The sequence below is a fragment of the Streptomyces sp. NPDC104226 genome (assembly GCF_055584085.1).
Genome location: NZ_JBVJMS010000003.1, coordinates 250036 through 264881 on the forward strand (window position 1 = coordinate 250036; position 14846 = coordinate 264881).

Sequence of the window (14846 nt, forward strand, 5' to 3'; positions counted from 1 at the left end):
CGAAGGGGTTTTCCGCCGGCCGGTCAGAGCCAGCCGTTTCGCCGGAAGCCCCGGTGGATGACGAAGCACGCGACGGCCATCACCGCGAGTACGAGGGGGTATCCGTAGGTCCAGTGGAGTTCGGGCATGTGCTCGAAGTTCATGCCGTAGACCCCGCAGACCATCGTCGGAACGGCGACGATGGCCGCCCACGCGGTGATCTTGCGCATGTCCTCGTTCTGGGCGACGGTCACCTGCGCGAGATGGGCCTGCAGTATCGAGTCCAGGAGGGCGTCGTACGCGGAGATCTGGTCGGTGGCCCGGGTCAGGTGGTCGGCGACGTCCCGGAAGTACGTGCGCATCTCCGGCGGGATGACCGGGATCGGCTGCGTGCTCAGCTGCTGGAGCGGGCGGCTCAGCGGGGCCACCGCCCTGCGCAGTTCCAGCAGTTCGCGCTTGAGCTGGTAGATCCGGCCGGCGTCCCCGCGGCCGCCGTGCTCGCTGAAGACCATGGTCTCGACGGCGTCTATGTCGTTCTGCACCGCGTCCGTGACGGCCACGTACTCGTCGACCACGTGGTCGGCCAGCGCGTGCAGGACGGCGACCGGCCCCTTTGCCACCTGCTCGGGGAGCGTCTCCAGCTCCTCGCGGACCGACCCCAGGGTGCCGCGGCCGCCGTGCCGGATGGTGATGACGAAGTCGGTGCCGGCGAAGGCCATGAGCTCGCCGGTCTCCACCACCTCGCTGGTCGCGGTCAGCTCCTCGTGCTCCACGTACCGCACGGTCTTGAACACGGCGAAGAGCGTGTCGTCGTAGCGCTCGATCTTCGGCCGCTGGTGCGCCTGGACCGCGTCCCCGACGGCGAGCGGGTGCAGGCCGAGCAGCTCGGCGAGCCCGGCGAACTCCTCCTGCGAGGGCTCGTGCAGCCCGATCCAGACGAAGCCCTCGCCCGTCTTGCGGACCCGGCGCAGCGCCTCGCCCACATCGGCGTGGCCGTGGCCGTCCTGGCGGACGCCCTCCCGGTAGACGATGCAGTTGACGACGGCGCTGCCGAGCGGGGAGCGGGCCGGGTGGCTGAGGTCGACGGTCCGCCGGTAGGTACGGCGCACGGCCCGGCGCAGGTTGCTGAACATGGACAACGGACGTACTCCCCTTCGGCGGATCAGCGGCCAGTGTGCCACCGGCACGCGGACCCCATGAACGCCGCGGCCCCCGGCCTCAGGCCCGGTCGATGAAGACGCTCGTGGACTTCACCCGAGCGGTCGCCCTCGCTCCGACCTCCAGGCCGAGTTCCTCCACGGCCTCCCGGGTCAGCAGCGACACGACGCGGTGCGGTCCGGCCTGGATCTCCACCTGCGCGTCGACCACGCCCAGCTTGACGCCCGTCACGATGCCGGGGAATGCGTTGCGCGCCGAGGTGTACGGGGCTCCCTCGCCGTCGCCGTCCTCCTGCGCGACCTCCACGCAGAACGCGGCGAGGTCCGGCCCGTCGACCATCCGCCGGGTACCGTCCCGACGCGTCGGGAACCTTTCCGCGTCGGCCCACCGCCGGGCCGTGTCTACGCTGACGCCGAGCAGCCGAGCCGCCTGGCCGATGGTGTAGGACTCCATGCCCGCAGCCTAACGCCCGCGGACCGAGCCCTCCCCCGGCCGGTCCTCGCAGGCCAACGGGCCGGCGCCGGCCCGCGTGCGGTTCCCGCGGGCCCGCTCAGCGGGGCCCGTCCTGGCCGAGCGCCCCCGCGGCCGCCCGCGCGACCGCCTCCGCCACCATGGACAGCGCGGGCGAGTCCAGCTTCCACTGCTGCCAGTACAGCGGGATCTCCAGGCTCCGACCGGGCGCGATCACCACCAGTTCCCCCGCCTCCAGCAGCGGGTCGGCCTGCACCATCGGCAGCATCGCCCAGCCCAGCCCGGCGGTCGCCGCGTCGCAGAACCCCTCCGAGGTCGGCACGTGGTGACGTACGGCGGACGCCCTGGCCGCCGCGTCCCCCGTCAGGACCCGCACGAACTCGTCCTGGAGCAGGTCCAGCCGGTCGAACACGACGACCGGGGCCCTGCGCAGGTCCCGCTCCACCGCGTCCCGCAGGTGCCGCGCCGCGAACTCCGGGCTCGCCACCGGCAGGTACCGCACGAGTCCCAGCCTGCGCACCGTGCACCCCGCCACGGGCACCGGCTGCGAGGTGACGGCGGCCATCACCCGCCCGTCCCGCAGCAGTTCGGTCGCGTGCGCCTCGTCCTCCCGGTGCAGTTCGAAGCAGACCGGCGGGTCCTGCGGCACCCCCGTCAGCGCGGGCAGGAACCACGTGGCCAGCGAGTCCGCGTTGACCGCGATCGGCAGCCGCACCGGTCCGAGTCCCTCGGCCATGCCCAGCTCGGCCCGCGCGTCGCGCTCCAGCCGGACGAGCTGCCGCGCGAAGCGGACGAGGACCTCCCCCGACTCGGTCGCCCGCACGGGCTTGGTCCGCATCAGCAGCACCCGCCCGGTCCGCTGTTCCAGCGCCTTGACGCGTTGGCTGACGGCGGAGGGGGTCACGTGCAGGGCGGCGGCCGCCGCGTCGAAGGTGCCCTCGTCGATCACCGCGAGCAGGGTCCGCACCTGGTCCACAGGCAGCTCATCCATCACAGCAGCTAATGGTAGGTAAGAATCTTTAGCTGTACTCCTCGCCGCGCCGCTGCCTACGGTCGAAGACATGACACACGGCATCATCCCGGCGGGCCTCGCGGGCTTCGGCACCGGCCTTTCGCTCATCGTCGCCATCGGCGCCCAGAACGCCTTCGTCCTGCGCCAGGGCGTACGCCGCCAGTCGGTCCTCGCCGTGGTCGCCATCTGTGCCCTCTCGGACGCGGCCCTGATCGCCCTCGGCGTGGCCGGCGTCGGCGCGTTCGTCACCGCCTGGCCGCCCGCCCTCACCCTGGTCGGACTCGTCGGCGGCGCCTTCCTGATCGGCTACGGAGCCCTGGCCGCCCGCCGGGTGCTGCGCCCCGACCCGGGCGCCGCCCTCACCGCGGACGCCACCGGCAGGACCCCCGGTTCCGCCGCCACCCGCCGCGCCGTGCTGACCTGCCTGGCCATGACCTGGCTCAACCCGCACGTGTACCTCGACACCGTGCTGCTGCTCGGCTCCATCGCCGCCGGCCGCGGCGACCTGCGCTGGGCCTTCGGCGCCGGAGCCGTCCTGGCGAGCCTCGCCTGGTTCGGCGCGCTCGGCTACGGCGCCCGGCTGCTCAGCCGCCCGCTCGGGAAGCCCGCGGCCTGGCGCGCCCTGGACGGCCTCGTCGCCGCGACCATGGTCACCATGGGCGCCCTGCTCCTCGCCCGCGCCTGAACCCCGGCTGCCCGCCTGCCCGGCTGCCCGGCTGCCCGGCAGAGCCGATCCCGCGCATCCGGTCTGCCACCGGCCTCCGAGGTCCACCCCATGGACGGGCCCCGAGTGGGTACGGATCACCGTGCCCGAAGCCTCGTACCCTCGCCCGCGCCCCCCTCGTACGGCCTTTCCCCGCACCACCAGGAGCCCCCGTGCCGGACCAGCCCCCGACCGCGACCCCGCCGCCCTCCGCGTCCCCGTACACCGACTCGGTCCGCGCCTACTACGCCGCCCAGCCCGCGCCCCTCGTCGCCGCCACCGGGATCGTGCTGGATCCGCGCGGGCGGGTCCTCGTCCTCACCACCTCCTACAAGGCGGAACCGGAGCTCCCGGGCGGGGGCGTGGAGGACACCGAGACCCCTGAGGAGGGGCTGGCCCGCGAGCTCAAGGAGGAGCTGGACCTGAGCGTGCCGGTCGGGCGGCTGCTCGCCGTGGACTCCCGCCCGCCGGGTCCCCTCGGCCGCTCCCTCGTCGTCCACGTCCACCTCGTCGGCCCGCTCACGCCCGAGCAGACCTCCGCCCTCTCCTTCCCCGACGGGGAGGTCACCGAGGCTCGCTGGCTCACCCCGGAGGAGGCCTACGGGGCCCTGGGCACCCGGAAGGGATCCCGCCTGCGCGCCGCCCTGGCCGCCCTGCACTCCGGCTCCCTGGCGCACCTGATCGACGGGGTGCCGCAGCCCGGCTCCCCGGCCGGCTTCGACCCGGCGCGCCGGGCGGAGCTGGAACACGCGGGCGCCTACGACACGGCCGGCCACCGCGCCGCCCGCCCCAAGGCCCTCACGGCGGCGAGCGTGCTGTTCACCGACTCCGCGGGCGGGGTCCTGCTGGTGCGGCCCGCGTACGGCGATCCGGACCACTGGAACCTGCCCGGCGGCGGCATCGACAGCGACCTCGGCGAGATCCCGCGCACCGCGGCCCGCCGGGAGGTCCTCGAAGAACTCGGCCTCGACCTGGCCCCGGGCCCGCTGCTCGCCGTCAACTGGTCCCACCGCTCCGGCTACCCGGCCCGCGTCCGCTTCCTCTACGACGGCGGCACCCTCGACGCCCCCACCCTGGCCCGGATCCGCCTGCCCGGGACGGAGCTCCTCGCATGGCGCACGGTCCCCCCGGCCGAACTCCGCCGGTTCACCAAACCGGCCCTCCGCCGCCAGATCGAGTCCTGCCTCAGGGCCCGCACCACACCGGGCGGCCCCGTGGAACTGCACGCCGGCCGCCTGGTGGACCCATCACCCTAGAACTCGCCGGCGAGCCAGCGCGCCCAAGCGTGCCCGGGGTCGGCTACTTCGGTTCGGTGGCGAGCTGGATCAGGTTGCCGCAGGTGTCGTCGAAGACGGCGGTGGTGACGGGGCCCATCTCCAGCGGTTCCTGGGTGAAGCGGACGCCGAGGCCGCGCAGGCGCTCGTACTCCGCCGTGACGTCGTCGACGGCGAACTGGGCGAGCGGGATGCCGTCCTCGACGAGGGCGTCCCGGTAGGTCCTGGCGGCCGGGTGCGCGGCGGGCTCCAGGAGGAGTTCGGTGCCGCCGGGCTCGGCGGGCGCGACCACGGTGAGCCACCGGTGCTCCCCGCCCAGCGGGACGTCGTGCTTCTTCACGAATCCGAGGATCTCGGTGTAGAAGTGCAGGGCCTTGGCCTGGTCGTCGACGAAGACGCTGGTCATGTGGATCTTCATGGGGTGCTCTCTTCCGGTCCGGGCGGGTCGGGCATGCGCCACCGCTCGGCGATCTGCCGCAGCGGGGCCGTGTTCAGGTCGTGGAACTTGTACCGGCCCTCCCGCCTGGTCTCGACGAGTCCGGCGGCCTCCAGTACGGCAAGGTGCTGGGAGACGCCCTGGCGCGAGATGCCCAGCCGGTGCTTCATCGTGAGCCGCGAGCAGATCTCGAACAGCGTCTGCCCGGACTTCTCCGCGAGTTCGTCGAGGATGGTGCGGCGGGTCGGGTCGGCCAAAGCTCTGAAGAGTTCGTCGGCCACACCCACAGGATAGGCAAGCAAGCACTTGCCTATCAACCCGGGACCCGCCGATCAGTCCGGGAGGGGCTCGAAGTCCCAGCTCGGGCGATCCCGCCGCCTCGCCGCGACCGTGCGGGGGTGTTGGGCACCCAGAGCGCTCGTGAGGCCCCTGATCCCCGCCTCCTCGTACTTGGCGGCCTCCTCGCGCATCCGTACGGCGCGGAGGTCCGCGGCGAGGGCGATCTGCGCGGTGGACGTCATCGGGTGCTTCGTCCCGAGCACCTGTTCCGCGCCCCGCAGGGTCTCCCGGCTCAGGGAGAGCGCCTCCTCCTCGTACCCCATGACGTGGCGGTGCCCGGTGACGTTCAGCGCGCAGGACAGCGTCCACGGGTGCCGCTCACCGAGCGCGCTGCGCATTGCGGCCAGCGCCTGCTCGGCCAGCGACAGCGCTTCCGCGCGCTCGCCCGTTTCCCGCAGGACCAGGGCGAGGTTCCCCAGCGCGCCGGCGCGGTACGGGTGGGCGTGGCCCAGCTGCCTCTCGTACGCCTGGAGCACCTCCTCGGAGAGCCGGCGGGCCTCGGCGAGGTCCCCGTACTCCCGGAGGTACGCGGCATGGTCGCAGCCCACCGCCAGCGTGCCCGGGGAGTCCGGTCCGAAGAGGCCCGTGGCCCGCTCCCACACCGTCCGCAGCAGCTGCCCCGCGCCGGGGGCGTCTCCGCTGTCGCGCAGGCACAGCCCGAGGTGGTGCTCGGCGCGCAGGGCCAGCGGGTGGGCGGGTCCCAGCACCCGCCTGATGAGTACGAGGCCCTCTTCCTGCGCGCTCTGCGCCTCCCGGTAGTGCCCCAGCAGCCTCAGGTCCACGGCGTGGGCGAGGCCGGAGGCGAGGGTGTCGGGGTGCCTGGCCCGCAGCAGGTTCTCGCGGCGGAGCAGGGTGTACCCGTCGAGTTCCACGGCTTCCCGGTAGCGGCCCAGGAACCGGAGGGCGGAGGCCAGATCGTACTGGCCCTGCAAGGTGGCGGAGTCGTCCTCGCCGAACAGGTCCCGCGCGGAACGCACCATCCGCTCGATCCGCTCGCGGGCCTCCTCGTACCGGCCGAGGGCGAGCAGCAGGAGTCCGTGCGCGCCCTCCTCCCGCAGGGCTTGCCTGCTGTGGCCGTACTCCGGGCCGGCGTCGCGCGCGAGGAGCTCGCGGGACGCCTCCTCGGCCTCGTGCAGCCGGCCGAGGAGGCGTAGCGCCGTGATGCGCAGGGAGGCGAGCTCGCGGACGGTGGGCTGGTCCGCGCGGAGCCCGGCCCGCCAGGAGCGGTCGATGTCCTCGCACAGGCGCAGGGAGGTCTGGTACTCGCCTGCGAGGACGAGGTAGCGCACGCAGCGCAGGAGGAAGGCCCGGGTGTTCGGGTCGCTGCTCGTGAGGGCCCCGGAGGTCCCCAGGTGCGGGACGAGTTCGGCGTACCGGGGCCAGAGCCTGGTGTCGGAGGGCCGGCCGGGGTCGGCCGCGACGAGTGCCCGCCGAACGGTGCGGGCGAGGGGTTCGGCTTCTTCCTCGGAGAGGTTCTCGCGGACGACGCGGCGCACCGTGCGGTGGATCTCGGCGGTGTCCGTCCCGCCCCCGTCGTCCTCTCCCCGGGGCGGGTCCGCGTACTCCAGGCGTACGACGGAGAACTGGACCAGCTTGTCGAGCGCCTCGCTCCACCGGACGGGGTTGCCGGTCACTCCGGCGACCCGGTCCGGCATCCCGCGTACGGGGAGGTCGCGCAGCAGCCGCAGCGGCACCGGACCGGGGGCGAAGAAGACGAACAGCCGCAGCAGGGCGAGGGCGTCGGGGAAGTTCGCCCGGATGTTGTTGAGGAGGATGGCCAGCGCGGTGGGGAAGGGCAGCGGGTAGTCCGCCGAGACGGCGACGGCCTCACGGGAGTCCACGCCGTGCTCCAGCTGGGCGAGGTAGTCCCGGACGCCGAGCGAGGAGCCGGCGAGCCACCCGGCGGCCTGGTCGAGCGCGAGCGGGTAGTCGTCCAGGGCCGCGGCCAGCCGGTCGGCGTCGTCAGCGGTGAGGCGCGGTGCGCGGCTGCGGACGAAGGCGACGGACTCGGAGCGGTCGAAGAGCGGGACCTCGACGGGGCGGGCCCGCCGGGAGCCCCACGCGCGGTTGCGGGAGGTGATGACGACGTCGCCGGGACCGGAGGGCAGCAGGTCGGTGAGGTCGTCCGGTTCGTCGCAGCCGTCGAAGACGATCAGCCACCGGTCGTACGGAGCTCCGCGCCGCAGTGCGTCGTGCACGGCCCGGATCTGCTCGCCGTAGCCCCCCGAGCCGTGGGTCAGCCCGAGGGCGCCGGCCAGGGCGGCAAGGTTCTCGCGCAGGGTGGACCGGGCCTCGGCGGGGACCCACCACACCACGTCGTACTCGGACGCGAACCGGTGGGCGTACTCGGCGGCGATCTGGGACTTGCCGATGCCGGAGAGCCCGAGGAGGGCGACGACGGAGGCCCCGCGCGGGCCGTCGGCCAGCCTCGTGCGCAGCTGCGTGAGGAGCGCGTCGCGGCCGACGAAGCGGGGGTTGCGGCGCGGGATCCGGCCCCAGATCTCGGGGGCGTCGTTCGGGAAGCGGGGACCGCGGCGGCCGCTCTCGGTGCCGATCCGGTCGGTCGGCAGGTCCAGACGGCGCAGCACCCGGTACTCCGCCTCGTACGCGTCCAGCCCCCACAGGATCACGGGCTCCAGCGGGGCCGCGGGCAGCCTCGCCTCGGTCGGGGCGACCGCGGCGAACCGCTCCAGTTCCGACGGGGCGAGGGCGCGCCACGCGGCGTTCCACTCCTGGTCGGTCCGGTCGCCGGTGGCGAGGAAGCGTTCGCTGAGCACCATCAGCACCGAGCCCCGGCTCGGCAGCAGGCGGCGCAGCTCGTCCTCCAGCCGCTGCCCGGGGTCCGGGTCCCAGCGGCTCAGCACGGTGCCCGGTCCGTGGGCCTCCAGCCGGTGGGCCAGCCAGACCGCCCACGGCCTCTGGGCACCGCTGTAGACCACGACGATGCTCCGGGCGCGTCCGCCCTCCTCGGGGCGCGTCCGCGCCGCGACCTGTGACTGGTCCCGCGCCTGCTCGGCGGCCCGGGCACGCTCTTCCGCCCGCGCCTGCTCATCCGCCCGGGCGTCCAACTCGGCCCGCAGGCGCTGCTCGGTCTGCGCCCACCGCTCGCGCTCCTCGGCCCGCTCGCGCTCCTCGGCCCGGACCCGCTCCTCGGCCCGGACCCGCTCCTCGGCGACCCGCACTTGCTCCGCGGCCCGAGCCCGCTCGTCAGCCCTGGCCCGCTCGTCGGCCCGTACGCGCTCCTCGATCCGTACGAGCTCCTCGGCCCGCGCCCGCTGCTCCGCGCGCACCCGTGCATCGGCCCGCACCCGCTCCTCGGCCCGCACCTCGTCCAGCACCCGGGCCTGTACCTCGGCCCGCTGCGCCTCCTCCGCTTCCCTCGCCCGCACCGCTGCCCGGTCGGCTGCGGCCCGTGCGTAACGCCGGGCCACCAGCGCGGAGACGTCGGCGAAGGCCTGCGGGGCGAGCAGCTCGCCGTCCTCGCCGGGCGGCTCCTCGCCGGCGAGGTAGGCGCGGGCGAGGGCCGGGAAGTTGTGGGCGCGGCGCCCGTAGTGGCGTTCCACGTACTCCCCGCAGTACCTGAGGACGAGCAGGGCTTCGCCCAGGGGCAGCGCCCGCAGCAGCGCCTCGCGCACGCCGGGCACGAACGCGTACCACCCCTCGGGCTCGGCCCGCCGCAGGAGTCCGCTGAGCAGGACCTCCGCGAGGACGGACGGCCCCGTACCGGGGGCCGTACTGCGCTGGACCAGCTGCATCACGGGGAGGCTGAGGGGGACCGCCGAGAGCGCCACGGCCAGTTGCAGGGCGGGGCGCGAGGCGGTCCGGCGGAACGATCCGATCAGCTCGGCGGGGGGCGGCGTACGGTCCGTGCCGACGGGCAGGGCCGCCGCGTGGTCGGGGCCCACCCAACCCGCCGCCGCCGGCAGCGCGAGGCCGGTCGGCGCCGACAGGAGGCGTGCCCACGCTCCGAGCCCCGCACCGGTCGGCGCGAGCACCGGCACGGGCACCGGCCCTGCCGCGGCACCGCCTTCGAGCGGGACGAACGCGAGCCGGCCCGCCAGCCCCTCGGGGCGCCTCAGTGTTCCCGGCAGCGCCGGCAGATGAGTGCGCCGCCACAGGCGCTGGGGCAGCGGCTGGACCAGGGCCACGGGCGCCACCGCGCTCCAGCGGTGGAGCAGCCGCTGCATCCGTCCCGCACGCCACAGCGGGCCGGCGCAGTCGCTGAGCACCAGTGTCAGCTGCCGGCCGGAGGGGTCCCTCAGCTGCTCCGCTCCCCAGAACGGGCGGCTCCCGTCCCGGGCGGGACCGATCAGCAGCCGTCCGTCGCCGGCCTCGCGCACGTGGTGGACCAGGATCTCGCGGAACGCTCCGGTCCCGGCGAGGATCTCGCTCAGTTCCCCCAGGGTCCGCTGCCACACCGGGGTCGAGGTCGACACGTCCATGACGAGACGGATCCGGGCCTCGCGCCGGGTGGAGGAACGGCCGACGGGCAGCAACAGGCCGGTCAGCGCGGCCCGTTCCGCGGTGGCCTGTTCGTCGAGCTGGTCCGCCACCGGGCGCACGGGGGCCCGGTACCGCTGGAGCGGGCGTAGGGCCCGCACCAGCGCCAGGGGCTGCGGCAGGGCGGTGGCCAGGGGGACCCGGACCCGTTCGAGTCCGTCGGCGGTGGCTGCGCCCCGGCCGCGGTGGCGGGGGTCGTCCGCGTACAGCCGGGTGCGCTCCGCCGGTCCGGCCGTACCGCCGGTGGCTCCGGGGCCCCTCTCGGCTGCGGCGCCGGCCGCGCCCGGCGCGTCCCCGGCGAGGTCCCGTACGTCCCCGGGCGTTCCCACCGCGTCCCCGGCCGGTCCACCGGCGACGGACGGCCCGGCCGGGGCCCGGAGCTCGGGGGCGGCCGGATCCACGTACCGGGCCAGCCAGAGCGTCTCGGCGAGCTCGCGGGCCGTTGGTTCCGCGCCCGCGGACAGCAGCCTGCGCACCAGCTCCGGGAGCGGAGCGGGTCGGGACTCAGGAGGCTCGGGGGACTCCTGGGGCTCGCGGGACTCGCGGGACTCCGGAGGTTCCGGGGACTCGGCGGCCATCAGCTCGGCCCGGGTTCACCGTGGTCGAGGGGGCGCATCAGCAGCTCGGCCAGCCGCTGCCGGTCGGACTCGTTGCCGCGCACCGTCTCCTGCGTCAGGTAGATGGCGTTGAGGAGCTGGTCCGCCGTGCGCAGGGCGCCGGGCCTGCTCGTGAGGAACTGCCGGATCAGCGCGTCGTTGGCCTCGGCGTCGTCCTCGCCGAAGTGGGCGCGGACCATGGACCGGAGGCGGCCGGTGCCCCATTCGTCGTCCTTGGGCGACGACAGTTCCAGGCGGAGGCAGCGGCGCAGCAGCGCGACGGGGAAGTCCCGTTCGCCGTTGCTGGTCATCACAACCACGGGGAAGGCCCGGCAGCGGATCCTGCCCTTCGTGACCTCGGCCCGGGTGTCGTCGTCGGTGTCGACCTCGACGGTCTCCTGGACCGCCTGGAGGCGCTGGAGTTCGGGGATGGTGAACTCCCCTTCCTCCAGGGCGTTCAGCAGGTCGTTGGGCAGGTCGATGTCGCTCTTGTCGAGTTCGTCGACGAGGAGCACGCGGGGTTTCCCGTACGGCAGGAGCGCGGTGCCGAGCGGGCCGAGGCGGAGGTAGCGGCCGATGTCCCGCGTGTGGTCCTCGCCTCCCTCGCGGGCCAGCTGCGTGTCCTGGAGCCGGGCGATGGCGTCGTACGAGTACAGCCCCTCGCGCAGGGTCGTACGGCTGACGACCGGCCAGTGCAGGACCCGGCCGAGCCCCAGTTCGTGGGCGAGGGCGTGCGCGAGCGTCGACTTCCCCGAGCCCGGCTCCCCCGTCACGAGCAGGGGGCGCCGCAGGTACAGGGCGGCGTTGATCATCTCCAGTTCGGCCGGGCGCCAGGCGAGGCCCGCGGATCCCATGGCCGCGTCGGAGCCCAGCCGCCGGGTCGACTCCGCGCCCAGGTCCGGGGGCCCGGAGACCACCGGGGAACCGTCGAAGTCGCGCCAGGGGGGCGGTTCGGGCAGCCGGTCGACACCGTCGTGCGGTTCGCCGGTGCCCCGGAAGACGAACCAGTCGGGGGTGGTCATGACGTACTCCTGGGGTCCTCGGGTGGCGGGTCCTCGGGTGGCGATCGCGGCGGGCCTGCCGGCCGGGTCAGGGCGAGTTCAGCAGGCCTGCCGGCTCGGGGAGCGGACGGTCCGGATCGTCGTAGAGGAGGGCCAGCGGTTCGGCCCAGTCCGCATCGGCGTCGGCCCTGCTGATGCGCTCGCGCAGCATCCGCAGTTCCTCGGGCAGCGCGCCGGCCCGGCGGGCCCGGCGCAGCAGCCGTGCCACCCTGTCCTCCAGCTCCCCGCAGGGCGTGCCGCAGCCCGCCTGGTGCGGGTCGCTCCGATGCCACAGGGCGACGGCGTACCCCGCCCTGATCACCTCGCGCAGCGGCTCGGCTCCGTCGCCCGCCGTTCTGCACACCAGCGGTACGGCGCCGGCCGGCGCCGCCTCCAGTGCCCCGCTCCCCGCTCCGGGCCATCTGAGGGGCAGCGTTTCCAGGGACCCCTCGGCCACGCCCAGCCAGCGTTCCCGGTGCAGCTCCCGGGGGGTCGCCTCCCTTTCCAGCGGGCGCAGCACCACTTGCCGGTGGACGCCGAAGGGCCGGTCGGCGGGGTCCGGGCGGATGCTCCGTGCGACGAGCCGGGAGCGCCACAGGTGCACGTTCTCGTCGAAGCACTCGACGGGCAGCACGAATTCGAGCCGTGCGGGCCCGTCCTCGGTGTCGGTCCTGCCGAAGACCTCGTGCAGCGGTTCGCTCAGCAGGTACGGCAGTTCGGCGAGCGAGGCGCCCTCCGGGTCGTCCCCCTCGTCCCAGGCCCGGAAGCAGCCCGCATCCTCGGCCCAGGTCCAGATCCGCCAGTGGAAACGGTCCTGCGGCCGGTACGCGTCCGGGCGGAGCTCGACCGCGACCACCGGGCCGCCCGTCTCCGCCCCGGCGGCCCGCGCGGCGACCCAGGCCGGGATCCGGGGGGTCTGCAGCAGCGCCCGGAAGTAGACGGGCAGTCGTCCGGCGCGCTGCTGCACCCAGCGCTCCAGTTCGGCGGCCGGACCGGGCCTTTCCGCGGCGCAGGTCCTGGCCACGAGCAGGAGGTAGTGCAGGAAGGCGATGTCGTCGCCGTCGGCCGTCTCGTAGAGCCAGCCGTGTCCGTCGCGCCAGTCGCGCGCCGCGACCGCCCCCGGCCACAGGGGCTCCTCGCCCACCGCCACTTCGATGAGCGATTCGAGTTCCCGTGTGGAGACGGGCGGGGGCAGTTCGGCCAGCAGGGCGGACGCCGCGGCGCTGTCCCTCGGGGTCCAGACCCGCTCGCCCGTGGGGACGAGCCCTTCCTGCGCGGCCACCCAGGACTTCGCGGCCGAGCCGGGCTCCTCGCGCATGCGGTGGTGCCACTGGTCGTGGGCGCGGATGAGCTCCCGGTACGGTTCGCGCCCCAGCCCCTGCTCACCGCCGACGGGCACCGCCCGCGCGAACCCGCGCAGCGCCGTGGCGGAGATGGCCAGCCCGCCGTCCTTGCCGCGCCTGCGCGCCTTGACCACGCCGAGGACGACGCCGCGGTCCCGGTCCAGTACCGGGCCGCCCGAGGCCCCGTGGGGGATCTCGGTCTCGGGGCCTAGGGTGAGCCCGCTCGACCCGTCGCTGCCGTTGACGACGCAGTGCCCGCTCCACGTCTGGGGCTTGCAGCCCTCGGCCGCGCGCCACCCGTAGACCGTCACCCGCGAGGGTGCGTCGCTGCGGTCGCCGAGCCGTACGCACGCGTGCCGGACCGAGTCGTCCGCCAGCCGGATCAGCACGAGGTCCTGTTCGGGGTCGAACCCTCCGCCCAGCCAGTACCCGAGCCGGGCCTCGGTACTGCCGTGCCGGCCGTGCACCAGGAAGGCGCCCACCTCCTCGGGCCGCTCCACTCCCGGAATCACGTGGGCGCAGCTGAGCACCCAGCCGGGTGCGACGAAGAAGCCGGTGCCCCAGAGCCTGTCCGGGTCCTCCTGGGGCCCGATCCGCACCGTGGCGCGGCGGGTGAGCTCCTCCAGTTTCGCCGCCGTCATCCGCTTGCGTCGTCCGGGCCCGGGCCCACCCTGCCTTCGGCTTCTCGGCGGCTCCAGGTGAGGGTGACCGAGATCGCGGCCTTGGCCTCGCCGTCCGCCAGCATGGCGACGGCCTTGCCCGGCTTCACCGCCAGCTCGATCCCGAAGGTGGCGCTGACCTCATCGGGGCGGGCGGCCCGCGCGGATTCGAGTACGGCGGAACCGATGCCGCTGACCAGCTCGTTCAGTTGATCCACCCGGGCGGTCAGGTGGTCGAGGGCGCCCACGTCGTCGTACGCGAACTCGTCCGGTCCGCCGGGAGCGTCCTCGGGGCGCATCACGCTGACGCGTGCCAGTACGGTCTCCCCGTTGGGCAGTTCGATCTCCTGGATCTGCCGTTCCATGGCCCCTCCCCCGCCGCCGGACAACTGGGCACCATCCGCGCCCTGTTGACCTTGCCGGAGGCCATTGTGCAGGCTCGCGTCCGGATCGTGCAGGGAGATGACTCGACTCGCAGCCTTCGCGTGAATCCTTTTCGAGGGCTCCCGCCTCTTGTCCGTGTACCGGCCGAACGGGCCGGCGGAGCCAGGAGGAACAACCATGATGACCATCGGCCTCGTAGTGATCGGAGCCCTGCTCGTGGGCGCGTGCAGCCTGCACCTGATGCGGCGCTACAAGCGCCGGGCCTGACCGGACCGCCGCAATCCCGACCTCTGCAACCCCTGTCGACCCTGCCGTAGGACACACCTTCCGGAATGAGCAGCACATGAACCAGCGTTTCCCCTGGCCTGACGAGCGGCTGATCAAGGCCGCCCAGGACGGCGACGTCACCTCGCTCACCACCGTCGTCATGGAATCGCAGCCCCATGTGCGCAGGTTCGCCCGCTCGCTCTGCGCCTCGCCCCAGGACGCCGAGGACGCGGCGCAGGAAGCGCTGATCATCCTCTACCGGAAGATCGGCACCCTGCGGGCCACCGGCGCGCTCGCCTCGTGGATGTTCCGGATCGTGCGCAACGAGTGCCTGCGGCAGGTACGGCAGCTCCTCGCGCGGAGCGACGGAGCACCGGCCCACCCGGAACAGGCGGACCCGTCAGCGGAGGAGGACGTGCTGCGCAGGCTGGAGGCGGAGCGGATCGCGGCCGCGGTCGGCACCCTCCCCCGCGACCAGCGCCAGGTCCTGATCCTGCGGGACGTCCAGGGCCTGCCCGGCAAGGCCGTCGCCGATGCGCTCGGCCTGAGCACCGCCGCGATGAAATCGCGGCTGCACCGGGCACGCGCAGCGCTGCGCCACGCCCTGACGGCGATCGACCCCCCAGTACTCGAAGGAGACCCACGAGCGTGAACACCGTAGAAGCCGGGCCCGCCCCGCACACCC

12 protein-coding genes are annotated in these 14846 nt (G+C 74.3%); 3 read left to right on the top strand and 9 right to left on the bottom strand.

What is annotated here, in order from left to right:
- Positions 1 to 23 precede the first annotated feature (23 nt).
- From corA to ACZ60J_RS11070, 3 genes are all read right to left on the bottom strand, one after another.
- A complete protein-coding gene (corA, locus tag ACZ60J_RS11060; protein ID WP_469681501.1) occupies positions 24 to 1112 on the bottom strand; it encodes a magnesium/cobalt transporter CorA in 1089 nt (362 codons plus the stop codon).
- An 85-nt stretch (positions 1113 to 1197) separates the two neighbouring features.
- Entirely contained in the window at positions 1198 to 1590 is a 393-nt protein-coding gene (locus tag ACZ60J_RS11065; protein ID WP_469680694.1) for a TOBE domain-containing protein, read from the bottom strand.
- Positions 1591 to 1687: 97 nt separating this feature from the next.
- Positions 1688 to 2599: a LysR family transcriptional regulator ArgP gene (locus ACZ60J_RS11070; protein ID WP_469680696.1), complete on the bottom strand. Its 912-nt coding sequence runs from the start codon at positions 2597 to 2599 to the stop codon at positions 1688 to 1690.
- 70 nt (positions 2600 to 2669) lie between these two features.
- Between ACZ60J_RS11070 and ACZ60J_RS11075 the strand changes: the two genes are divergently transcribed.
- Both ACZ60J_RS11075 and ACZ60J_RS11080 read left to right on the top strand, forming a co-directional pair.
- A complete protein-coding gene (locus tag ACZ60J_RS11075; protein ID WP_469680698.1) occupies positions 2670 to 3305 on the top strand; it encodes a LysE/ArgO family amino acid transporter in 636 nt (211 codons plus the stop codon).
- Between the two features lie 191 nt (positions 3306 to 3496).
- Complete coding sequence (locus ACZ60J_RS11080) at positions 3497 to 4579, top strand: NUDIX domain-containing protein (protein WP_469680699.1); 1083 nt, start codon at positions 3497 to 3499, stop codon at positions 4577 to 4579.
- A gap of 43 nt (positions 4580 to 4622) precedes the next feature.
- On the opposite strand, the gene ACZ60J_RS11085 is transcribed toward ACZ60J_RS11080, so the two are convergent.
- From ACZ60J_RS11085 to ACZ60J_RS11110, 6 genes are all read right to left on the bottom strand, one after another.
- Positions 4623 to 5015 carry a VOC family protein gene (locus ACZ60J_RS11085; protein WP_469680701.1) on the bottom strand — a complete coding sequence of 131 codons (393 nt, stop codon included), beginning with the start codon at positions 5013 to 5015 and terminating at the stop codon, positions 4623 to 4625.
- Positions 5012 to 5314, bottom strand: coding sequence for an ArsR/SmtB family transcription factor (locus ACZ60J_RS11090; protein ID WP_250747923.1), 303 nt, complete (start codon positions 5312 to 5314; stop codon positions 5012 to 5014). The genes ACZ60J_RS11085 and ACZ60J_RS11090 overlap by 4 nt, the downstream gene beginning before the upstream one ends.
- 51 nt (positions 5315 to 5365) lie before the next feature.
- A complete protein-coding gene (fxsT, locus tag ACZ60J_RS11095) occupies positions 5366 to 10450 on the bottom strand; it encodes an FxSxx-COOH system tetratricopeptide repeat protein (protein ID WP_469680703.1) in 5085 nt (1694 codons plus the stop codon).
- Positions 10450 to 11490 (bottom strand): AAA family ATPase, encoded by a 1041-nt coding sequence (locus ACZ60J_RS11100; protein ID WP_469680705.1) that lies wholly within the window; start codon positions 11488 to 11490, stop codon positions 10450 to 10452. The genes fxsT and ACZ60J_RS11100 overlap by 1 nt, the downstream gene beginning before the upstream one ends.
- 67 nt (positions 11491 to 11557) lie before the next feature.
- Positions 11558 to 13492: a VMAP-C domain-containing protein gene (locus ACZ60J_RS11105; protein ID WP_469680707.1), complete on the bottom strand. Its 1935-nt coding sequence runs from the start codon at positions 13490 to 13492 to the stop codon at positions 11558 to 11560.
- Positions 13489 to 13875 carry a CU044_2847 family protein gene (locus tag ACZ60J_RS11110; protein WP_469680709.1) on the bottom strand — a complete coding sequence of 129 codons (387 nt, stop codon included), beginning with the start codon at positions 13873 to 13875 and terminating at the stop codon, positions 13489 to 13491. The genes ACZ60J_RS11105 and ACZ60J_RS11110 overlap by 4 nt, the downstream gene beginning before the upstream one ends.
- Before the next feature lie 362 nt (positions 13876 to 14237).
- Here ACZ60J_RS11110 and ACZ60J_RS11115 point away from each other — a divergent pair, with 362 nt between their 5' ends.
- Entirely contained in the window at positions 14238 to 14813 is a 576-nt protein-coding gene (locus ACZ60J_RS11115) for an RNA polymerase sigma factor (RefSeq protein ID WP_469680711.1), read from the top strand.
- The last annotated feature ends 33 nt before the right edge of the window (positions 14814 to 14846 follow it).